Source organism: Paenibacillus sp. OSY-SE (assembly GCF_000283315.1).
Taxonomy (GTDB): Bacteria; Bacillota; Bacilli; order Paenibacillales; family Paenibacillaceae; genus Paenibacillus_B; species Paenibacillus_B profundus.
In genome coordinates, this window is record NZ_ALKF01000205.1 from 102962 (window position 1) to 126210 (window position 23249).

A 23249-nucleotide genomic window follows, 5' to 3' on the forward strand; every position below is an offset into this window, starting at 1 on the left:
GTGGCAAGATGAGTGAATCAAACGGGATGTACGAAGGAACCGGCTTAGAAATTGCCGTTATCGGCATGGCAGGACGATTTCCTGGAGCGAAAAACGTGGGGGAGTTCTGGGAAAACTTGCGCGATGGCGTGGAATCGGTCACGTTTTTTACGGATGAAGAACTGAAAGAGGCAGGGATCGACCCCGAAGCGCTTCGGCATCCTCAGTATGTAAAGGCAAAGGCGATGCTGGAGGACGTGGAATCGTTCGATGCGCCGTTTTTTGACTACACGCCGCGGGAGGCGGAGCTTGTCGATCCGCAGTTTCGTCTGTTTCACGAATGTTCGTGGGAGGCGTTGGAGAATGCGGGGTACACTCCTGAATCCGAAGATAAATTAATCGGGGTTTACGCGGGAGCTTCCCCCAACACGTATTGGGTTGCAAGCCAGTTTATAGGCGCTTCCCATGCAAGCGATCATTTTCAAATTTTACAATTGAACAATCCGTCGTTTACGACGAGAATTTCATACAAATTGAATTTAAAAGGTCCGAGCGTGAGCGTGCAAACGGCCTGCTCCACCTCGCTTGTGTCCATCCATCTCGCTTGTCAGGGGCTGCTGGGCGGAGAATGCGATCTTGCTCTGGCTGGTGGCGTCTCGATCAATTTGCCGCGCAAAACCGGCTACCTGTACCAGGAAGGGATGATTCAATCGCCCGACGGTCATTGCCGGCCTTTTGACGAAGGGGCAAACGGGACCTTGTTCGGCGACGGCATCGGGATCGTCGTTCTCAAGCGGCTGACCGATGCCATTACGGATGGCGACACCATACACGCGGTCATTAAGGGCTCGGCGATCAACAATGACGGCAGCCGGAAAGTCGGGTATACGGCACCGAGCACGAACGGTCAAATCGAGGTCATCCGCGCCGCCCATCAAATGGCGGAGGTGCACCCGGAGAGCATCGGCTATATCGAAGCGCACGGTACAGGGACGGCACTCGGCGATCCGATCGAAGTGGAGGCGCTGCAGCTTGCTTTTGCCACTGAGAAAACGGGCTTTTGCAAAATAGGATCGCTCAAGTCCAACATTGGCCATCTGGACGCTGCCGCCGGGGTCGCGGGCTTTATAAAAGCCGTGCTGGCACTGCAGCATAAGCAGATCCCGCCAAGCCTTCACTTTCATCGCCCGAATCCAAAAATCGATTTTGCAAGCTCGCCCTTTTCCGTTAATACGGAGCTGACCCGTTGGGAAAGAGAGGGTGGTCCGCTTCGGGCTGGAGTCAGCTCATTCGGCATCGGGGGCACGAACGCCCACGTCGTATTGGAGGAAGCGCCGCCTATGACGGCGGTATCGGCCGGGCGGGACTTGAAGCTGCTTGTACTGTCGGCCGAGACGGAGGACGGATTGGAGCGTGCGACCCGCAATCTCGCCGACTTTCTGCGGACTCGTCCTGAGGTCGATCTGGCCGATGCGGCGTACACGCTGCAGACGGGGCGTAAGCGATTCCGGTTCCGGAGAACGCTTGTCTGCTCCGATGCCCGTGAAGCTCTTGCACGATTGACATCTCCTGCAGACGCTAAAGTGCATACAGGCGAGTCGGAACGCGATCAGGCCCGGGTTATCTTCCTGTTCCCTGGACAAGGTTCGCAATATGTGAACATGGGGCTGGATTTGTACCGGAAGGAGCCGCTGTTCCGCGCAGAATTGGACCGTTGCTGCGATATCATCGTCTCGTTGGGCGGTGTCGACCCTAGAGAGGTGCTGAATCAAGCGAACGGCAGCGCGGCAAGCCCGCCAGTAGCGGATCGGATCAACCAGACGGAAGCGGCTCAGCCTGCTTTGTTCGCGTTCGAATATGCGCTCGCCAAGCTGCTGATGTCGTGGGGCATTCAGCCGCGCGCGATGATTGGGCACAGCATAGGGGAATATACAGCCGCGTGTTTATCAGGCGTGCTCTCGTTGGCGGATGCGCTGGAGCTGGTCACCCTGCGCGGCAAGCTCATGCAGGAACTGCCGACCGGAGAGATGCTGAGCGTCTCGCTGTCCGAAGCAAGCTTGAGCGCGCTGCTTCCCGCGGAATTATCGCTGGCGGCGGTCAACGGACCGGAACTGTGCGTCGTATCGGGGCCGCATGCAGCGATCGCCTCCTTCGAAGCGAAGCTGACAGAGCGGCAGGTGGCGCACCGGAAGCTGCATACGTCGCATGCGTTCCACTCGGCGATGATGGAGCCGATATTGGCAATCTATGCGGACAAAGTCAAGCGGGTTGCGCTGTCCGCCCCATCCATCCCGTACGTATCCAATGTGACGGGAACGTGGATGACGGCGGAGGATGCCGCCGATCCCGCTTACTGGACGCGGCATTTACGGGATACGGTGCGATTTGCCGCCGGAGCGGCGGAGCTGCTCAAGGAGAAGCAGGCGGTCTTTATCGAAGTAGGGCCTGGCAATGTGTTGAGCAGCTTTATCCGCAAGCAGCAGGCTATTACGCGAGAGCATGAGGTACATCATCTCGTCCGCCATCCGCAGGAGCAAGCCGCGGATGACGCTTATCTGCTGGAGAAGCTCGGCAAAGTGTGGATAGCTGGCGTGAGGATCGATTGGGCGGGCTACTATACGGAAGAATGCCGTCGCCGGATTGCGTTGCCGACATATCCGTTCGAACGCCGGCGATATTCCGTGGAAGGCACGCCGCTGACATTGGGCGGCATGCGCCGGGAATCAGCTCTGCGGAAAGGCTCCCGCACGGAAGCGGGGGCGGCGGAGAACGATGGCGGCCAGCGGGACATGGGAACTGTCCGCATGGTGCCGGCGTCCGCTATCGAGCATACGATTGCGGACATTGTGCAGAGCCATTTTGGGTTTACGCAGCTCGGCATGAACGACAACTTTTTTGAAATCGGGGCTGGTTCGCTCGATATTTCCCAATTGGCGGATAAGATGGCAGAGGAGCTGCGCAAGGACATTCCCGTGGTCACCCTGTATTCCTATCCGACTGTGCGTGCGCTGGCGGCGTTTCTGCGGGAAGAAGGGGCGGGAACGGCGACGGAGGCGACAGAGGAAAAGGACGAAGCGCGTCTGCGTGCCATTGAAGAGGGATTGGCACGGGCCGAGCAGATGAGAACGAGGGCTGGTCAGGAACGGGAGCAACGGGAACGTGTATCTGACGAGGAGAACGGACTGGAGATTGCCGTCGTCGGCATGGCCGCCAGATTCCCTGGTGCGGACAGCCTCGAGCAGTTCTGGCACAATTTGCGGGATGGCGTCGAGTCGATATCGTTCTTCTCAGACGAGGAACTGCTGCAGGAAGGCGTTGATCCTCAGCTCGTCTCCCATCCTTCTTATGTCAAAGCAAAAGGTGTTCTGAACGGGTTCGACCAGTTCGATGCCGCATTTTTCGGCTATTCGCCGCGGGAAGCGCAGCTTATGGACCCGCAGTTGCGGCTGTTTCACGAATGCGCGTGGGAAGCGCTCGAATCTGCCGGGTACAATCCGGACGCCTATCCGGGGCTGATCGGGGTATATGCGGGCGCGACTCCCAATCTGGAGTGGGTCTCCCGCTTTGCCGCCGAATTGGGCGGGACGGAACGATTCAGCGCCATGCTGCTTAACGACCGTGAATTTTTCAGCACGCAGCTGTCGTATAAGCTCAATCTACGCGGTCCGAGCATTTCCATGCAGACGGCTTGCTCTACTTCTTTGGTCAACATCGTATTGGCTTCGCAGGGGCTGCTGGCGGGCGCATGCGATATTGCATTGGCAGGCGGCGCCACCGTCAGCGTTCCCCACAAGAGCGGCTACCTGTACGAAGACGGCATGATTCAGTCGCCGGACGGACACTGCCGCGCCTTCGATGAACAGGCGGCAGGGACTGTGTTCGGCGACGGCGTCGGCGTCGTCATCTTGAAGCGGCTGCGCGACGCCATCGCGGATGGAGACGTGGTACATGCCGTCATCAAGGGCTTCGGGCTGAACAATGACGGAATGCGCAAGGTGGGCTTCACCGCTCCGAGCACGAAGGGACAGGCCGAAGTCATCCGTGCAGCCCATCTGATGGCAGGAGTGGAGCCGGAGAGCATTACTTATGTCGAAGCACACGGAACGGGCACCAACATGGGGGACCCGATCGAGATCGAAGCGTTGAAAGAGGCATTCCGCACCGAGGAAAAAGGATTTTGCCGCATCGGATCCGTCAAGTCCAACGTCGGGCATCTCAACAGCGCGGCCGGTGCAGCCGGCTTCATCAAGACGGTGCTCGCGTTGAAAGCGAAGCAAATTCCCCCGAGCCTGCATTTTGAACGGGAAAATCCAAATATCGATTTCGTCAACAGCCCGTTCGTCGTCAACACCGAACTGACACCTTGGGAGAGCGGCCGCTATCCGTTGCGATCTGGGGTTAGCTCATTCGGCATCGGGGGCACCAATGCGCACGTCATTCTGGAGGAGGCCCCTATCGCGGAAGCCTCTGGCGAGGGCCGAGGTGACAAATTGCTGCTGCTGTCCGCTAGAACGGACACAGCCTTGGCTCAGGCAAAAGAGCGCTTGGCCGCGTTTTTGTCGCAGCATCCGGATGTCAATCTGGCAGATGTTGCGTACACGCTGCAAGCGGGCAGGAAGGCCTTCGAATGGAGAGCTGCATTCGTATGCAGGGACGCGCAGGAAGCCGCCGCCATTCTGACATCGTCCGAGCCGGACAAGATAGCCGTGGCCGAGACGGGAACGCAATCCCGTTCAGTCGTGTTCATGTTCCCGGGGCAAGGCTCCCAGTACGTCAACATGGGACGCGAGCTGTATCGCGATGAGCCGGTGTTCCGGGACGAGGTTGACCGCTGCCTCGAACTCGTTCAACCGCATATGACGGTTGACCTGAAGGCGGTGCTGTTCCCGAACGAGCTGGACCAAGCCGTTCAGGAGGAGCTCCTGTTGCGGACGGATATTGCGCAGCCTGTGCTGTTTATGGTCGAATATGCGCTCGCCAAGCTGCTCATGCGCTGGGGCGTCCGCCCGGAAGCGATGATGGGGCACAGCATCGGCGAGTATGTCGCAGCCTGTCTGTCTGGCGTATTTCCGCTGGAAGAGGCGCTGCAGCTCGTCGCGCTTCGCGGGCGGCTCATGCAAGCGCTGCCTGCCGGCTCGATGCTCAGCGTCGCGCTGCCCGAGTCGGAGCTTCGCCCTCTGCTGCCGGATCGGCTTGCGCTGGCGGCCGTCAACAGCTCGGCATTGTGTGTCGTCGCGGGCGAGTCCGAGGAGATTGACGCCTTTGCCCGTCTATTGGACGACAAAGGCTATGCGAGCCGACGGCTGCATACGTCCCATGCGTTCCATTCGCACATGATGGATCCGATATTGGAGGCATTCGCGGACAAAGTGCGCTCGATTCGGCTGAATGAGCCGGCGATGCCTTTCATTTCCAATGTGACAGGAACGTGGATTACGCCGGAAGAGGCAACGGATGCGGAATACTGGGTCAGACATTTGCGGTCGACCGTGCGCTTTGCGGACGGGCTTGACGAGCTGTTGAGCAATCCGCGCGCCGTGTTCATCGAGGCCGGGCCAGGCAATGCGCTTAGCACGTTCGTGCGCAAGCATCTCGCCGCCTCGCGAGAGCGGGCAGTCGTTAATTTGCTTCGGCATCCCCAGGAAGCAGTGCCGGATTCGGCCCATCTGCTGCACACAATCGGGCGCCTCTGGCTGGCTGGCGTCGACATGGACTGGCAGGGCTTCTATGCGCACGAGCGGCGCAGACGCATCGAGCTGCCCACATATCCGATGGAGCGGCAGCGATATTGGCTGGACGAACAACATCAGCCGCTGGCGGCGGGACGTCCATCTGCGCCGCGTTCCGGCAAAAACCCGAACATGGCGGATTGGTTCTATTATCCTTCGTGGGAACGCTCGCTGCTGCAGGAGCGCCCGGACGATAGGCAGCCGAACGGGCATAGCTGGCTACTATTCGCGGATGGCTGCGGTGTGGCGGACGAGCTGGCCGAACGTGTGCGCCTTGACGGGGATCGTGTCGCAACCGTGAAGGCGGGTGCCGCATTCGCCGCGCACGACGATGGAACGTTTACGCTTTCCCCCGGCTCGGCGAAGCATTACGCGCTGCTGCTGGAGGAGCTGCGGAAGCGGGACTTCACACCGGATCGCGTCGCCCATCTGTGGAGTGTCTCCACTCCTGATGAGGAAGTCGGACCGGCCGGGATGTCATCCGGATCGGAAACGGCTGAACAGCGCCAGCAAGCACTGGGGTATTACAGTTTGATATATCTGGCTCAAGCGCTGCGCAAGCAGAAGGAGGCCGCCGATGTCCGCATCGCCGTCGTGTCGACGGATATGCAGGAGGTAACAGGGCTGGAGCGGCTGTCTCCAGGCAAAATGACGCTGCTCGGTCCGTGCATGGTCATCCAACAGGAGTACAGCGGAATTACGTGCGTGAGCATCGACATCGATGTGCCGGAAGGAGCAAGCCATCAGCGGCGCATTGCCACTCAAATCATGGCAGAATTGTCGGTTCCGGCCTCGGATCGTCTCATCGCCTACCGCGGCCATTACCGCTGGGTGCAGAACTACAAGCCTATCGCCCTGCGCCAGGCAGAAACTCCGGCCGCACCATTCCGGGAGAAGGGTGTATACCTAATCACCGGAGGTCTCGGCGGAATTGGGATGCTGACGGCCGAATATTTGTCGCAGCATTTCCGGGCGCGGCTCATCCTCACCGGCCGTTCCGGCTTTCCGGCCCGGGACGAGTATGAGCATTGGATTGCCGAACACGGCGAGGAACATCCGGTCGTACGCAAAATCAGGCGCGTGCAGCAGCTGGAAGGGCTAGGCGCCGAGGTGACATACATGCAGGCCGATCTGTCCGACGAAGAACAGATGGGCCGCGTCTTCAAGTTCATTGACACCGCATACGGTTGTTTGCACGGGGTCGTGCAAGCGGCGGGGCTTCCTGGCGGCGACTCCTTCCGCGCGATAGAAAATATCGGCGGGGAGCAAGCCGACGAGCAGTTCCGGGCCAAAGTCCAAGGCTTGCAGATATTGGCAAGGCTGCTTGCCGACAGAGAGGCGGATGTGTGCATCCTGTTCTCATCCATCGCCAGTGTGTTGGGGGGACTCGGCTTCAGCGCCTATTCGGCTGCGAACCTATTCATGGATGCTTTTGCACGCAGACAGAATCGGGAAGGCGTGACGAAGTGGCTGTGCGTCAATTGGGATGCATGGGAGTTCTGGGAGGAGCACCAGTCAACGATCGGGGAATCGCTCGTCGAACTGGCAATATTGCCTGCCGAAGCGCCGGAGCTGTTTCAATACGTCTTCAACCCATGCGACAGCAACCAGATCATCGTGTCCACGGGAGGCCTCCAGGTGCGGATAGATCAATGGATTAGGCACGCAGGCAAGAAGAAGGAAGAGCCGGTTGGGGACGGCAGCTCATTCGTCAGGCCGAACCTGACCAACCCTTATGTCGCGCCGCGCAACCAAGTGGAGAAGGCAATTTCCGACGTTTGGAAACAATTTTTCCGCATCGATCAAGTGGGCATTCACGATAATTTCTTTGACTTGGGGGCGAGTTCGCTTGACATGATTCAAGTGACTGGCAAATTGAACGAAGCGTTGGACGAAAGCATCGCTGTCGTCGATATGTTCACCTATCCCACCATTCATGCGCTCGCTCAGCGTCTTAACCGGAATGGGCAGGACGAGGCAGAGGAAGCAGAAATGGAGCATCAGCTGATCGACTCCGTGGCGAAAGGCAAGAAGCGGCAGCAGCAGCAAAAAGAAAAAAGACGCAAAGGAGAGGTCTTGCAATGAGCGTATCGAACGGAAGGGAATATACCGGATCGGAAATCGCCGTCATCGGCATGTCGGGAAGGTTCCCGGGCGCCAAAAACTTGCGGGAATATTGGGATAACCTCCGCACCGGCAAGGAGAGCATTTCCTTTTTCAGCGATGAGGAGCTGTTGGAAGCAGGCATCGATGCAGAAGTGGTGCGTCATCCGAACTATGTGAAAGCAAAAGGGATGCTGGATGACATCGAATACTTCGATCCCGAGTTTTTTGACTATACCCCGCGCGAAGCAGAGGTCATGGATCCGCAATTTCGCCTTCTTCACGAATGCTCCTGGGAAGCGCTCGAACAAGCGGGGTACGACCCAAAGGCGTATAAAGGAGCCATCGGGCTATACACCGGCGCAGCCTTCAATTCCCACTGGTTCATGCGGGCGTTCAAGGGATTGGGGACGGCGGAGGAATCCGCCACGCTGGAGACGGCCATGCTGAACCTGCGCGATTATATGGCAACGCTCGTGTCGTACAAACTGAACTTGAAGGGACCGAGCTTTACGGTTCAAACGGCTTGTTCAACGTCGCTCGTCGCCGTGCACCTAGCTTGCCAAGGATTGCTGAGCGGGGAGTGCAGCATGGCGCTTGCCGGAGGCGTGTCGATCCAACTGCCGAAGAAAACGGGCTATTTTTATCAAGAGGGCATGATTAACTCGCCTGACGGACATTGCCGCGCCTTCGACGAACAGGCGGCCGGCACCGTCTTCGGAGACGGGGCGGGCATCGTCGTCTTGAAACCGCTCGAGGATGCGCTCGCGGATGGAGACCACATATACGCCGTCATCAAAGGCTCGGCGATTAATAATGACGGCAACCGGAAAGTAGGCTATACCGCACCGAGCACGTCGGGACAAGTTTCCGTCATTCGTGCCGCCCATCACGTATCGGAAGTGGAGCCGGAAAGCATCAGCTACATCGAAGCGCACGGCACGGGGACGACGCTGGGTGATCCAATCGAGATTGAAGCGTTGAAAACCGCATTTCAAACGGAGAAGAAGCGGTATTGCGGCATCGGAACGGCAAAATCCAACATCGGGCATTTGAATAACGCCGCCGGGGTAGCCGGATTCATCAAGACCGTGCTGGCGCTTGCCCATAAACAATTGCCGCCGACGCTTCATTTCGAACGTCCGAATCCGAAGATCGATTTCGAGAACAGCCCGTTCTATGTCAACGACCAATTGAGCGACTGGAAAAACGACCATTACCCGCTGCGGGCTGGCGTAAGCTCATTCGGCATCGGCGGCACGAATGCACACGTCGTCTTGGAGGAGGCGCCGCCAGCCGCCGCTTCCTCCCCGGGCAGAACGGCGCAGTTGATCGCCTTGTCCGCCAAGACGGAAGCTTCGCTCCACCGATTGACCGAGCGGATGGCCCGGCATTTGCAGGAGCATCCGGACGTGTCCTTGGCCGATATGGCGTATACGCTGCAAGTGGGGCGCGCGTCGTTCCTGCATCGCCGCACGCTTGTCTGCAGCAGCGCAGAGGAAGCTGCCGGACAGCTGGCGCAGCCCGATTCAACCGATGTCCAGAGCGGGATTGCCGTTGCCGATGACAAGCCGGTTGTATTCATGTTCTCCGGCCAAGGCTCGCAATACGTCGAGATGGGAAGGGAGCTATATGAGCGGGAACCGGTCTTTCGCGACGAAGCGAACCGCTGCTTCGAACAGATGCCGGGCGAGATCGGTCAGGAGGTGAAGCGGGTTCTATATCCGTCTGCCGAAGAGCCGGAAGCTGCCGGCGCTCTCATCAACCGGACGGACATCGCGCAGCCGATCATATTTACGGTCGAGTACGCGCTTGCCAAGCTGATGATGAAGTGGGGACTGAACCCGCAGGCAATGATCGGGCATAGCATTGGCGAATATGTCGCCGCGTGTATCGCCGGCGTCTTCTCGTTGGAAGATGCCATCCGGCTGGTCACGCTCCGCGGCCAATTGATGCAGAGCCTGCCGGGCGGCGACATGCTGAGTGTCCCGCTAACTGAGGAGGAGCTGCTGCCGCTGCTGTCCGGCGACCTGTCGCTGGCCGCGGCAAACGCTCCTGCCATGGCCGTCGTGTCGGGTTCGCATGATGCGGTTGAGGCACTGGCTGCCTCGCTGGAGGAGAGAGGACTCAACTGCCGGCGTCTTCATACATCCCACGCGTTCCATTCTGCGATGATGGAGCCGATGCTGGAGGAATATGAGCGTGAGGTGGGCAAGCTTGTGCTGAATCCGCCGCACACACCGATTATTTCAAATGTTACGGGGACGTGGATCCGGGACGAGGAAGCGGTAAGCCCGGCTTACTGGGTGCGGCATCTGCGCAGTACGGTACGGTTCGCGGACGGATTAACGACGCTGTTCGCCGAGTTGGATGCTGCGTTTGTCGAGATTGGCGGAGGCAATGCGCTGACCACATTTGCAAGATGTCATACGGAGGCAAAGGGGGATCGCGTCTTCGTGAACCTAATGCGGCATCCGCAGCAGAGCATGTCGGACGTGACGCATCTGCTCCAGCAAGTCGGACGGTTGTGGAATGCCGGCGTGAATTTCGACTGGACCCGCTTCTACGGGGAGGAGAAAAGGAATCGCATTCCTTTGCCAACGTATTCGTTTGATCGCAGACGCTTCTGGATCGATGAAGAGGGAATCCGCATCGTGCACTCAACTTCACCGACGGAGAGCGCCGGGCAATCCGACAGCACGGAGCGGCATGCGCGACGGGAGATGTCGAGCGGGTTTACCGCTCCGCGGAATCCGCTGGAAGAGACGTTGGCAGCCATATGGCGGAATCTGTTCGGCATCGAGGAAATCGGGATTCACGATGATTTCTTTGAATTGGGCGGCCATTCCTTGAAGGCGACCAGCCTCATCACCAAGATACATAAGGAGCTCGATGTGGAGCTGGTATTGTCGGATATTTTCAGCATGCCGACGATTAGCGCGCTTGCTCAGCATATTGGACAAATGGAGAAAAACGAATATTTGGCAATCGCGGCGGCGGAACAGAAACCGAACTACCAGCTCTCATCGGCTCAGAAGCGAACATTCCTTATCCATCAGCAAATCGGCCAGGTGACCACCTACAACATGCCGATGGCCTTGTTGGTGCACGGAAATGCTGACGCGGATCGGTTTGAGGACACTTTTATCAAATTGATTCACCGTCATGAAAATATGCGCACTTCGTTCCACATGGTGGACGGAGAGCCGGTGCAGCAGATCCACGAAAGCTTCAAGTTTGCCGTCGAGCGCCTCGAAGCAGACGAGGAGGACATGAAGAAGATAGTGAGACGGTTCATTAAGCCTTTCGATTTGGGCCAAGCCCCGCTTATCCGCGCCGCCTTCGTCAAGCTCGCGCCAGAAAAGCATGTGCTGCTCATGGATATGCATAATATCGTGTCGGACGGCGCGTCGATGAACGTGTTCATTAAGGAGTTCAGCGACCTGTATGCAGGCAAAGATCTGCCGTCATTGCGGATTCAGTATAAAGATTATGCGGAATGGCAGCACCGTCTGCTAGGCGGGGATGTTATTCGGAAGCAAGAGGAATATTGGATGAGCCAGTTCCGGCAAAACATTCCGGTGCTGAATATGCCAACCGACTTCGAGCGGCCCGAATTCCAATCGTTCGTCGGCAGAGCGCACAAGCTCAACCTGTCCAAGGAAACGGCAGATCGGATGAACGCCTTGGCCAAATCGCAAAATGTCACGATTAACGTGCTGCTGTTTCACCTGTACACGATCGTGCTGCACAAATATACCGGCCAACACGATGTGACGGTCGGGTCGCTGGTCGCAGGCAGGCGTCATGCCGACGTGGAACACCTGATCGGCATGTTCACCAACTTCCTGCCGATCCGGGTCAGCTTCGAGGAGCGTCGCACCATTCTCGATCAGCTGCGCACTCTGAACGACACGATGATGAACGCCTATGAAAATCAAGATTTCCCGTTTGACCGGATGGTGGAGAAGCTGTCCGCGAAATTGCCGCGCGGCCGCAATCCGCTGTTCGACACGATGATGATTTTCCACAACGAGTTTGACGGTGATACGGTGCTGAACGCCGAAGGGCTCACCTTTGAGAACTATGACATTACGAAAGGGATCTCCAAGCTCGACTTCAAGCTCGATATAGGCTATGCGGATAACGGAGGGCTGCTCTGCGTAATGCAATATAACACCGCCTTGTTCGTCGAAGAGACGATGGCGGGGCTGATGCGGCATTTTACCGAGCTGATTGACTTGGTGCTGGCCAACCCAGAGCAGGAGCTGGGGGAATTGAACTTGTTCACCGAAGCAGAACAGCGCGAACTGGCCGCGAAGAGACGCAATCTCGCACCGGAACGTACCTTTACCGTGACGGCCGCCTCTACCTTTACGGCGGAGCCGATTCGCCCCTATGTCAACTGGTGGGGGGAGCAATTCGGAACGCGCATCGACATCCGTTTTGCGCCGTATCACCAAGTGTTTCAGGAGCTCTTGAACCCGGGCAGCTCTCTCTCGTCCGATGGCGACGCCGGACTGTTGCTCGTCCGCTTCGAGGATTGGCTGCGGGATGATCGTTCGCCGGAGCCCGAACAGATTAAGAAGCTGGAACGCGCGCTCGCCGACCTAGTGGAGGCGATCTCCGCAGGGTGGAGCACAAGGCCGCTGTTCGCGGGAGTATTTCCCGTGTCGGTATCACTTACGGCCTCTCCGGTAATGGCGAGTTATTTGGAGGAGCTGACGAACCGATGGAAGCGCGAGTTGGAACGGCTGGAGCATGTCCATGTCATCGACTTCAGAGAGGTTGGCGCGATGTTTGGTATCGAGCAAACGTATGATGCCGCCGCCGATCGAGCTGCGCATATGCCGTTCACGCCTGAATATTACGCGGCAATCGGGACATTCACGGCACGCAACCTGTTGGCTTGGCAAGGACATCCGTTCAAGGTCATTGCGGTGGATTGCGACAATACGCTGTGGCATGGAGTGTGCGCTGAAGATGGAGCGGAAGGGTTAACGGTCGGGGAGCCTTATCGTGAGCTGCAGCGGTATCTGCTGACTAAGCAGCAGGAAGGCATGCTGCTTGTGCTCGTCAGCAAGAACAATGAAACGGATGTGTGGGACGTATTCGATAAACATCCTGACATGCTGCTGAAAAAGGAACATCTCGCCGGCTGGCGCATTAATTGGAATGCAAAATCCGAAAATCTGAAGGAACTGGCGGAGGAACTCCGGTTAGGATTGGACAGCTTTATTCTAATCGACGACAGTTCGCTAGAATGTTCCGAGGTTCAGTCGAAATGTCCAGACGTGCTCACGCTGCAGCTCCCCGACGAACGGCAAATGCCGGCATTCCTGCAGCATGTCTGGGCGTTGGACCGCATCCGGGTGACGGAAGACGATAAGCAGAGAACCGAGATGTACGCGACGGAACGCAAGCGCGGCGAAGTTCGCGCATCGGCCGCATCGCTGCAGGCGTTCCTCGATGAATTGGATCTGATGATGAGCATGAGCGAGGCGAGTGCCGAGCAACTGCCGCGCATTGCCCAGCTTATGCAGCGAACCAACCAATTTGTGCTGAACGCCAACCGCAGCACGGAGAGCGACTTGGCAGTCGTTCTTGATAATCCTGATACGACGTGCTGGGCGATTGAAGCCGCGGATAGATTCGGCCGCTACGGTCTGGTCGGGGCGGTCATTACGAGATGCGAGGACAACAACTTGCATCTGGACGCCTTCCTCCTGAGCTGCCGGATTCTTGGAAGAGGAATAGAAGCTGCCGTGCTGAGTTCCTTGAAGCCATACTGCCGTGAACGGCAGGCCGATTATATCGAAGCTGCCTGCACGCTTACCGGGAAGAACGAACCGATGCTGGCCTTTTTGAAAACAGGAAAGTGGGTCGTGACGGAGGAGACGGATCGGGTCGTGCGTTTCCGGCATGCAGTGGAAGATTTACCCGACACCATCGGCCATATCCAATGTTTCCACAACGCTCCCCTTCCCGGCAACGAAGAGCCGCAGCGCGCTGGGAATGAAGGAAATCGTACGGAAGACCTCGTCTCTGCAGCAGAGCGAAGCTTAGAACGGCCAACCTGGGAGGTAGCTGTTGACGGCCGGGAAAGTCAGCTGCACAGGCATCAACTGATCCCGCTGCAATATTATAGCGCCGCCCGGCTGCTTCAACTTCCGGTGCAGGAAGCGGAGGAGGGGGAGGCGCAAAGAGCCGCATACCGTGCGCCGACCAATGAGGTGGAAGCGGCAATGGTGCAAATTTGGGAGCGGGTGCTAGGAATCGGCAACATCGGAATTGACGATGACTTCTTCCGTTTGGGCGGCAGTTCCCTTCATTCTGTCCGTGTCGAGATTGAAATGGAGAAGCAAGGTCTCTTCACGGATGGGCAGCAATTATTCAAATATCGAACGATACATCAATTGTGTCCGTTCATTCGTGTCTCCGTTATGGATTAATTCGGAGCGCACCATATTCAAGGCATCTGCTGATAAAGGAATCCTTTATGGCAGGTGCCTTGCTTTTGCTTGGGAAATATAGGATAATGATTGCGTTTGTTAGTATTCCAGAATCATACATATGAAGATATTGATGGGTTCCATAAATGATAAAGGAGATAGAAGAAAAATATGAATAACGAAGTAATGAATTCGATTTATTCCCAAGTGTCAATTAAGGATGGAAAAAAAGTAATCGAGAACATTCTTCTGGATATTTACTTTAAACCGGGCATCTCTACGAAGGACATCGCAAGAAAGACGCTGCTGCCGTTGCCGATTGTGGCTGCCATTAAGAAGGAATTTATTAAGGCAGGGGTTATCGAACAAAATCGGGGGGTCAATTGCACCCCGAGAGGGATACGGTTAGTCGAGCATACAATGGGCTATGGACAATTGGATCGCTCCTTGTATCAGCGTTTGAAATATGAACAATGGCAGTCGGACGAGCTGGATAGCATGCTGACGAAGTTGGAAGGCGTCTTTGAGGGGCGGCCTCAGGTCGATGTTACCATCGATCAATCCCGGTGCACTCTGGAGACAAGCATGAAGCGGGCCATTCTCGCGCTCCGGCACGAGGCTCTTATCGGGAGAGATATCGTTTGCCTAGGGGACGATGATCTGGTTAGCGTCTCTTTAGGGTTTCTGTTGAAGCAACTATTTCAACAAGATGCCCACAAGTCCAACACCCGCATACATCTGTTCGAGATTGATAAACGCATTATCAGTTACGTGAACTACCTTGCGGAAGTTGAAGATCTGCCGATCGTGTGCTACGAAATGGATTTTCGCGAACAGCTCCCAGCAGACTTTTTGCGTCGTTTTGATTGTGTGTTTACCGATCCCCCTTACACGCAGCAGGGGATGTCGTTATTCGTATCGCGAGGAGTCCAATTGCTGAAGCAAGAGATCGGGCTGCCCATCTTCCTCTCGTTCGCTCACAAATCACCGGACTTTGCCTTGGCGATGCAGCGGGAATTTTCGAGAATGGGCTTGCTTGTGACGAGTGTCTTGCCTCGTTTTAATGAATATATCGGAGCGGAAATAATAGGTAACACGAGCCAGATGATTGTGTTACAATCTACGGAAGAGACGAAGGAAAGCATTGCCCGTGATTATCGGGATGCCCTCTATACGGGAGAAGTAAGACGCACGATTCGCTCTTACGAATGCAAACGTTGCAATCACGTGACTGAGGTCGGCTTTCAAATGCAATGGCAAACGATAGAGCAGTTGAAGAAAGAGGGCTGCCCGAGCTGCCGGCATGACACCTTTGAGCTCATTCAAAAAAAGAACGCATAAGAACGCAGAATGGAGTCACACCAAGATGTCGATCAGAGAAATCGAGCCGAATGACATTGCGATTATCGCAAAATTTGAAACAGATATTTCTGTCATATCATTCGGAGAGGATGCCGTTACCGATCCTCAATTTCATGCCAAGAAGCTTGAAAAGGCACTTCGTTATGAGAAAAAAGGGATGCTTGTCCTGGAAGTCGACGGGAACATTGCAGGCTGGATGTGGATTACGCCGAAGGAAAACTTCGTGACGAAAGAAACCTATGCCAATTTTAGAAGCTTTTACATCGAAGCATCCTTCCGCGGCACCGCCTATGTGGATGAACTATTTGAAGCGGGAATGACGTACTGCAAGGGAGAGGGCGCCATGCATATCATCGGAAAGGTGCACGTGAGCAATTTGCCGATGCGGCTGCTCTATAAAAAGTACGGTTTCAAACCAACACACCTAACGATGGAATTATTCGCTAATGATTCAGATGATTAAATGCGTAGTATGGGACTTGGACGATACGTTGTGGGAAGGGACGCTAAGGGAAGACGAAGCGGGTGTCAAGCTGCTGCCAGAGATCGCTGCCGTCATCGACACATTGGATCAGCGTGGGATTCTCCATAGCATTGCCAGCCGTAACAGTTGGGAACAAGTGAAAAACAAACTGGAGCAGCTGGGGATCGCCCATTTCTTCCTGTACCCGCAGTGCCATTTCGATTCAAAAGCAGCGAGCATGGAGCGGATTGCGAAGGAACTGAACATCGGTTTGGATACGCTTGCGTTTGTCGACAACGATCCGTTCGAACGATTTGAAGTGAATTATTATGTGCCTCAAGTACATACCTATGCTGCACACCAATATCGGGAGCTGCCTGAGTATCCCGAATTTCAGGTTGTCCAGGCAACCGAGGAGACGGCGAGCCGACGGCAATATATGCAGGCGCGGCAAATGCGGGAGGAAGCCAGAAAAGCGCACAAGGGCAGTCGCGAGCAATTTTTGAAAGAATGCCGTATGAAGCTGCAGATCAGAACGGCGCGGCAAGAAGATTACCTGCGGGTTGTTGAATTGTCCCATCGCACCAATCAGATGAACAGCCTGTTGGAACGGATTGATTTGCCGTTCGTCGAATCGTATTGCAACCAGGACAGCCACTATTTATATGTGGCCAAGCTGGAGGACCGCTTTGGCGCGCATGGGCTGATCGGCACTTGTTTTGCAACGGTCACAGAGGACAGGATCGATATCAAGCTGTTCTGCATTTCTTGCCGGATTGAAGGCCGCGGCATAGCTTCCGCCTTTTTGTATACGGTCCTGGAACGATTGGGGCAACAGGTGCCGCAGGCGGACGCCGTACGTTGTCTGTTAGTGCGCAAACAACGAAATTTGCCTGCAAGGCTATTGTTGGAGATGCTGGGCTTCAAGAAAACCATTACAGAAGATGAGCAATCCACTTACATGCTGCCGCTGCCGCTCCCGCGCATGGCATTCGATTGGCTCGAGATAGGAGAATAAGCGATGAACCGTGATGCCATTGAACAAGAGATTGCGGGCTTGATCAAGGAAATGTTGAATTTGCCGTTCGTCGATGCAGATACCGTCTTAGTCGGTAATACCGGGGTTCTGGACTCGATGACGATAGTGAGACTTCTTGCAGAGATAGAGCATAGGTTTGAATTTACGTTGGACGAGGATGATTTGACGTTGGATTCCATAAGCAATGTCAAGCGTCTGACGGAGTGGGTCATCAAGAGCAGACAGGCGAGTCATTGAGTTGTTGTACAGCTTCATTTGGGAATGCAGCCGTTCTCAGACACCGCGCCCCTGCAGGAATTTTTCCTGAAGGGGCGCGGTGTTTTTTTTGACAGATTTCTTTCCCAGAGCAGTTATGTCTATTCCATCCCTTGCCTTACTCTCCCCTACATTCAGAATGGCAGCTCCACCCTTCCTATCGAACGAGAGGATGTAGTTCGGATTTCCGTGTAATGGTCCCTAGCCCCATTCACCCAAACAGTCAGGAAGGAGGGCGATGGGGATACGGCAAATGCTATTTCGAACGATGGCATAAAGCGGCCGCATACTATCGCAGTGAAATCGAGCTATCTAATGGGCGTGCCGTCTTCTGAAGGAAGGGGAGAATGAAGCGAAGGGCGGCTCAAGCAAATCACCCTCAGTCTGAGCGCGCCATTGTACGAACGGCACCTTCGTTCATGATGCAGCGTCCCTGCCTTACTATTTGACAATGGTACGTTAGCGATAAAGCATAAAAACCTGCCTAAGAGGTGATCGCTCATCTTTGAAAGGCCTCGAGAGAGGTTTTCTCGCATGCAGAGTATTTCAAAAATTGTTAAAGGGGTGGTTCAAAAAGCCCCTTTTTGAAGAGGCGCTTAAAGAAATAGTGAACACAAAAAAATAGCTACTATTGTAAAAGTTGGCATGTTATAATCGGGTTGAAATATATGACATCACGTGAATATTTATACATAAAAATGTTGATTTTTGAGAGAAGAGAGGTGAGTTTGCTTTAGGGGTTGTTCTAATCGTAAAACGCTGCAGCTACGACTGAAACAGATTCATGACGCATAAGAAAATTCTTAAACCAATGGAGGAATTTCAATGAAGCCGAATGAACATGGGACAGCGAGTGAGACAGATACGATGGCGCAAGACGCCGTAACCATTGTCGGATATACGGATCAATTTAGCATACAGCCTGGTCAAGAACTGAATTTTATGATCGACACGGCGAGTTCCGTTTACACAGCTAGCGTTGTGCGGTTATGCGGTGGAATGCCCGATCCGGACAACTCGTCATACTTGCCGACGGAGACCGTACCGGCAGATTGCGCTGGCGAATACCCCGGGCGACGGCAGACGACTGCTGCCGGCTCCTATGCCAAGCTGCCGTTGCCGGAAGAGTGGCTGCAAGGCGGCGAATTCTCGGTGCAGATGTGGGTCTGTCCGACGATACCTGAATACTGCCGGGCGCAGACCGTCTGGTCGGCACGCTCCGCCGACGGCGCGTCTGGAGCAGATCTGACGCTGGAAGAGGACGGACATGTAACGTTTTCCTTGACCGGCGGCTGCGGGCAATCCGTTAATGTGCGCAGTGACGCGCCGCTGGAAGGAAATGCGTGGTACTTCGTTGCCGTGCAGTATTCCGTGCGAAGCGGGGCAGCGACTCTCTACGTCAGCTACCGTGATGGATGGAAGCCTAATGACGACACGCAAGTATGCACTGCGGCTGCGAAGCTGGACTACACGAACGTCGTCATATCCCGCGTCCTGCTTGCCGCAGATTCGGACCCAGACGCGCTCGCACGCACCTCTCGCCATTACAACGGAAAAATTGGCAACCCGCGGTTTTTCCGAGAGTATTTTAACGAGGAGCAGCTGCATGACTTGTCAGTCGGCGCGGACAAAGGGACTGACGGCTTGCTCCTCGTCGCTGATTACGATTTTGGCGTCGACATTTCATCGTCCCGGCTTGTGGATCTGTCGGCAGGAGGCTACCACGGCACCTTGCGTCAAGGCGGCACACGCGCCGTTACCAGTCACAATTGGAACGGAGAACAGGTGGATTACCGGCTCGCTCCGGAACAATACGCGGCGGTTCATTTCCATGACGACGACATTGAGGATGCCGGTTGGGAGACCGACATTACTTGGCGGCTTCCAGAGGATTTAGCCAGCGGCGTATACGCGCTCAAATTGGAGGCAGAAGGCAATATCGACTACATCCCATTCTTTGTGCGGCCTGTACAAGGCACTGTAACAGCACCCGTCTTGTTTCTTGCACCGACCAACACCTATCTGGCTTACGGCAACGAGCGGCTGTTCAAATTGGCCAAAGATTATTTGCCCGACGATTATGTTCTCCCGGCGCAAGACGTTTATTTAGACGAGCACCCCGAGCTCGGCAATTCCATTTACGATCTCCACAACGACGGCAGCGGCGTTCAGTACTCTTCCCGATTGCGTCCGATCTTAAATCTCCGGCCTCACTATCGCAATTGGCGGGCTGTGCGCCACTTCTCGGCTGATTTGTACATTACCGGCTGGCTGGAGCAGCGGGGACAGAGCCACGACGTAGCCACTGACGATGATTTGCACAATGAGGGCATTGACTTGCTCCGGCCTTATAAGGTATTGATTACCGGCAGTCATCCTGAATATTGGACGCGCCCGATGATGAAGGCGCTGGAGCAGTATTTGGCAGACGGCGGCCGCTTAATGTATCTGGGAGGCAACGGATTCTACTGGGTGACCAGCTTGGATCCGGATCGGCCGCATCTGTTGGAAGTGCGGCGCGGCAACTCCGGTTCCCGCTCCTCGGACTCCCCGCCAGGCGAGCTGTTCCACAGCACGACGGGCGAGCCAGGAGGCATTTGGCGACACTATGGATACGTGCCTCAGCGTCTTGTCGGCGTAGGCGTCACGGCCTTGGGCGGTGGAACGGCCTGCGGCTATCGCCGTCTGGAAGACAGCTTTCATCCGTCAGCCCAATTTATTTTTGACGGGATCGGCGATGACGAAATTATTGGCGACTTTGGATATGCTGCGGGCGGTGCGGCTGGTGATGAGATCGATCGCTATGATCTCAAATTCGGTACGCCTCGACATACGCTGTGGCTTGCCACGTCGACCGGATTTGACAATAATTATCAATTTTTGCATGATGATCAGCTGCATACTGCGCCTGATCAGGGCGGCTGTGACAACCCGCTGGTACGGGCGGACATGACCTATTTTGATATCCATGGCGGAGGCGCGGTGTTCTCCGTCGGATCGATTAACTGGGCTGGGAGCCTTGCTTGGAACGACTATGACAACAATGTCTCCCGCATCAGTGACAACGTCCTGAAGCGGCTGCTTGCCGAGCAAGACAGTCCAGCTGTCCCTTCGGCCGAGGGTGTGTGAGATGCATCGGCAGTTGTCCGGAGCCTTCACTGCACCGATATCAGAATAAACGCGCTTACGGAGGAAATGAATCATGAGCAGGAAGCTTACCACTGTCGTATTGGGAACAATTCTTGCATGCTTTAGTTTACTGAGCTTTCAGGCCAATCAACCAGTAGAGGCGGCAGCTGCCGCCTCCTCTGGAAAGGCGAAAAACGTTATCTTTATGATTCCCGATGGCTTTTCCACTGCTTTTGCCACCAACTATCGCTTGTTCAAAGGTCAACCGTCGGTGATGGACTCCTTGCTTGTAGGTATGGTAAAGACATACTCCGCCGATTCCGCGTTAACCGATTCCGCCGCTGCGGCAACCGCTATGTCTACGGGGCATAAGACTAACAATGGAATGATTGGGACTACTCCGGACGGGATACGACACAAGACGATTCTCGAAGCGGCGCATGAACAAGGAAAGGCAACCGGGCTGGTAGCGACAGCGAGCATTACCGATGCAACTCCAGCCGCTTTCTCTTCGCATATTTTCTCCCGCGACGAAGAAAGCGATATTGCACTGCAGCAATTGGGAAAAGCAGATGTTCTTTTAGGGGGAGGCAAGGACTTCTTTCTTCCCGAGTCGATGGGAGGCAAGCAAAAGGAACGCAATCTTCTGGAAGAAGCCAAGCGAAGCGGTTATACCATCGTGGAGGACCGCAATCAACTGCAATCCGCAAGCGGTGGCAAAATTCTCGGCCTGTTCGCCGGCAGAGACATGGCGCCTGAGCTCGACCGGAGACATACGAATGAACCAAGCTTGAAAGACATGACCGCCAAAGCCATCGACACGCTCCGCAAAGACAAGGACGGCTTTTTCCTGCTGGTGGAGGGGAGCCAGATCGATTCGGCTGGCCACTATAATGACGCCGCATGGGCTATGAAGGATACGCAAGCGTTTGAAGAAGCGGTCGCGCTGGCGCTCGACTTCGCCAAAAAGGATGGCAATACTCTAATCGTCATCGTCGGCGATCACGACACAGGCGGAATGTCGGTCGGCGGGTATGGTCAAATTGGCGCCAAGCTTGACGTGCTGCATCAGGTCAAAGCATCCGGGATCTTTATGGCGGACAGGCTGAAGTCAGATAGAAGCAATGTTAAAGAAGTACTTAAAACGTATGCGAACATCGATGTGACTGCTGCGGAAGAAGCCAAAATCAAGAGTGCCAAAGATGCGGTGCAAGCCATTAATGGCGTCATCAGCGAACGTGCCCTGGTAGGTTGGATTACCTATTTGCACACCGGCGTGGATGTTCAGATGTATGCATTTGGTCCGGGCTCGGATTTGTTCCGGGGATTGCATAACAATACGGAATTGCCGCATCTGGTTGCTCAAGTGTTGAACATCGATTTCGGCAATGACGGTCATAAGAAGTGAAGATGACATGTAAAAAAACCGAGAGAGCTTTGCTGCTCCCTCGGTTTTTTATTTGAGTCGAGCCTCTATATTAATGGAAAGTGAAGTTGCCAAGGTGATGCTAAGCTTCTTCCAAGGCGCCCGCCGGCCCAAAAAACTCGTAGTGAATGCGGTCCGCTGATACATCTAGTCCTTTCAAGGCCCGGTAGATGGCCTTCATGAACGGGACAGGCCCGCAGAAGTATACATCTGCCTGCTGCCAGACATCGGCCGGCACCGTCGCAGCGAGCCACTCCGCGTCGATAAGCCCTTGGTGGTCGCATGTATCGCCCGCCTCAGAGCGCTCGTAGCAGACGAAGCTGCGGATGCGGCTGTTCGCCTCCGTCACGGCGCGGACTTCTTCGCGCAGCGCGTGCATGCGACGATTGTGCGCTGCATGCATGAAATAGACGTCCCGCTCTGGCTCGTGCTTCGCCAGCGTGTGCAGCATGCTCATCATTGGCGTGAGCCCCACGCCGCCGCTGAGCAGCACGACCGGCGACGATGTTCCTGTCCGCAGCGTGAATTCGCCGGCTGGCGCGGTAGCTTCCAACGTATCGCCTTCCTGTATGGCATCGTGCAGATAGCAGGATACGACGCCAGCCGTGCCGCTGTCCAATCCGTCTTCGCGCTTGACGCTAATGCGGTATGTGTCTTGGCCCGATGCATGGGACAAGCTGTAATGACGCAGGTGAAGGTTGTCCTGCCCCGCCGGCTTCACGCGTACTGTCAAGTATTGGCCCGGCAAATAAGCAGACAGAACTCCGCCATCAGCAGGCTTCAAGTAGAAGGAAGTGATGACATCTGATTCCTTCACTTTGCGGTCGACGATAAAGCTGCGGAAGCCTTCCCAACCGCCTTCTTGGTCCGCTGCCGCTTGATACATCTCCTGCTCGACCGCAATGAACGCGTCCGCAATGACGCCGTATGCTTCCGCCCATGCTTGAATGATGTCGTCGGTAGCGGCATCGCCCAGCACGTCTTTAATAGCCATCAACAGATGCTCGCCGACGATGGGGTAATGCTCCGGCCGGATGTTGAGGGCGCGATGCTTGTGCCCGATTTGCTTCACGACGGGAATAATGGTCTCCAGCCGGTCAATGTTCGCCGCCGCAGCATAGACGGCATTCGCCAGCGCTTGCGATTGGCGGCCTTGACGTTGGTTGGCATGGTTGAATATGTTCAAGAGCTCGGGATGCCGCTCGAACATTAATTCATAGAAGCGCTTCGTAATATCGGGCCCTCGCTCTGCCAAGACGGGCACCGTCGCTTTGACCAATTCAATCGTACGTGGACGTAACATAATACTCAT

Annotated in this window: 9 protein-coding genes; 8 read left to right on the forward strand and 1 reads right to left on the reverse strand. The window is 55.6% G+C overall.

Annotated features, from left to right (window positions below; genetic code table 11):
* Nucleotides 1-8: 8 nt before the first annotated feature.
* From A372_RS0131335 to A372_RS0131375, 8 genes are all read left to right on the forward strand, one after another.
* A complete protein-coding gene (locus tag A372_RS0131335; RefSeq protein WP_019424902.1) occupies nt 9-7793 on the forward strand; it encodes a type I polyketide synthase in 7785 nt (2594 codons plus the stop codon).
* The gene (locus tag A372_RS0131340; RefSeq protein WP_019424903.1) at nt 7790-14263 is read left to right on the forward strand and encodes a type I polyketide synthase; all 6474 of its coding nucleotides are present in this window, start codon (nt 7790-7792) and stop codon (nt 14261-14263) included. Before A372_RS0131335 ends, A372_RS0131340 begins: the two co-directional genes overlap by 4 nt.
* A gap of 171 nt (nt 14264-14434) precedes the next feature.
* On the forward strand, nt 14435-15604 hold the full coding sequence (locus tag A372_RS0131345; RefSeq protein ID WP_019424904.1) for a bis-aminopropyl spermidine synthase family protein: 1170 nt from the start codon (nt 14435-14437) through the stop codon (nt 15602-15604).
* Between the two features lie 25 nt (nt 15605-15629).
* Nucleotides 15630-16088: a GNAT family N-acetyltransferase gene (locus A372_RS0131350; RefSeq protein ID WP_019424905.1), complete on the forward strand. Its 459-nt coding sequence runs from the start codon at nt 15630-15632 to the stop codon at nt 16086-16088.
* Entirely contained in the window at nt 16072-17106 is a 1035-nt protein-coding gene (locus A372_RS0131355) for an HAD-IIIC family phosphatase (protein WP_019424906.1), read from the forward strand. The genes A372_RS0131350 and A372_RS0131355 overlap by 17 nt, the downstream gene beginning before the upstream one ends.
* A 3-nt stretch (nt 17107-17109) precedes the next feature.
* Complete coding sequence (locus A372_RS0131360; protein ID WP_019424907.1) at nt 17110-17364, forward strand: acyl carrier protein; 255 nt, start codon at nt 17110-17112, stop codon at nt 17362-17364.
* Between the two features lie 843 nt (nt 17365-18207).
* Nucleotides 18208-20511 (forward strand): N,N-dimethylformamidase beta subunit family domain-containing protein, encoded by a 2304-nt coding sequence (locus tag A372_RS0131370; protein ID WP_019424909.1) that lies wholly within the window; start codon nt 18208-18210, stop codon nt 20509-20511.
* A gap of 73 nt (nt 20512-20584) precedes the next feature.
* Complete coding sequence (locus tag A372_RS0131375; RefSeq protein ID WP_019424910.1) at nt 20585-21919, forward strand: alkaline phosphatase; 1335 nt, start codon at nt 20585-20587, stop codon at nt 21917-21919.
* A 100-nt stretch (nt 21920-22019) separates the two neighbouring features.
* Here the strand turns inward: A372_RS0131375 and hmpA are convergent, their stop codons facing one another.
* Nucleotides 22020-23240 (reverse strand): NO-inducible flavohemoprotein, encoded by a 1221-nt coding sequence (hmpA, locus tag A372_RS0131380; RefSeq protein ID WP_019424911.1) that lies wholly within the window; start codon nt 23238-23240, stop codon nt 22020-22022.
* Nucleotides 23241-23249: the final 9 nt, after the last annotated feature.

Coding starts and splice junctions, on each gene's coding strand:
- A372_RS0131375 (WP_019424910.1), top strand. CDS start 20,585: ATGAGCAGGAAGCTTACCACTGTCGTATTGGGAACAATTCTTGCATGC.
- A372_RS0131355 (WP_019424906.1), top strand. CDS start 16,072: ATGATTCAGATGATTAAATGCGTAGTATGGGACTTGGACGATACGTTG.
- A372_RS0131370 (WP_019424909.1), top strand. CDS start 18,208: ATGAAGCCGAATGAACATGGGACAGCGAGTGAGACAGATACGATGGCG.
- A372_RS0131340 (WP_019424903.1), top strand. CDS start 7,790: ATGAGCGTATCGAACGGAAGGGAATATACCGGATCGGAAATCGCCGTC.
- A372_RS0131335 (WP_019424902.1), top strand. CDS start 9: ATGAGTGAATCAAACGGGATGTACGAAGGAACCGGCTTAGAAATTGCC.
- hmpA (WP_019424911.1), bottom strand. CDS start 23,240: ATGTTACGTCCACGTACGATTGAATTGGTCAAAGCGACGGTGCCCGTC.
- A372_RS0131345 (WP_019424904.1), top strand. CDS start 14,435: ATGAATAACGAAGTAATGAATTCGATTTATTCCCAAGTGTCAATTAAG.
- A372_RS0131360 (WP_019424907.1), top strand. CDS start 17,110: ATGAACCGTGATGCCATTGAACAAGAGATTGCGGGCTTGATCAAGGAA.
- A372_RS0131350 (WP_019424905.1), top strand. CDS start 15,630: ATGTCGATCAGAGAAATCGAGCCGAATGACATTGCGATTATCGCAAAA.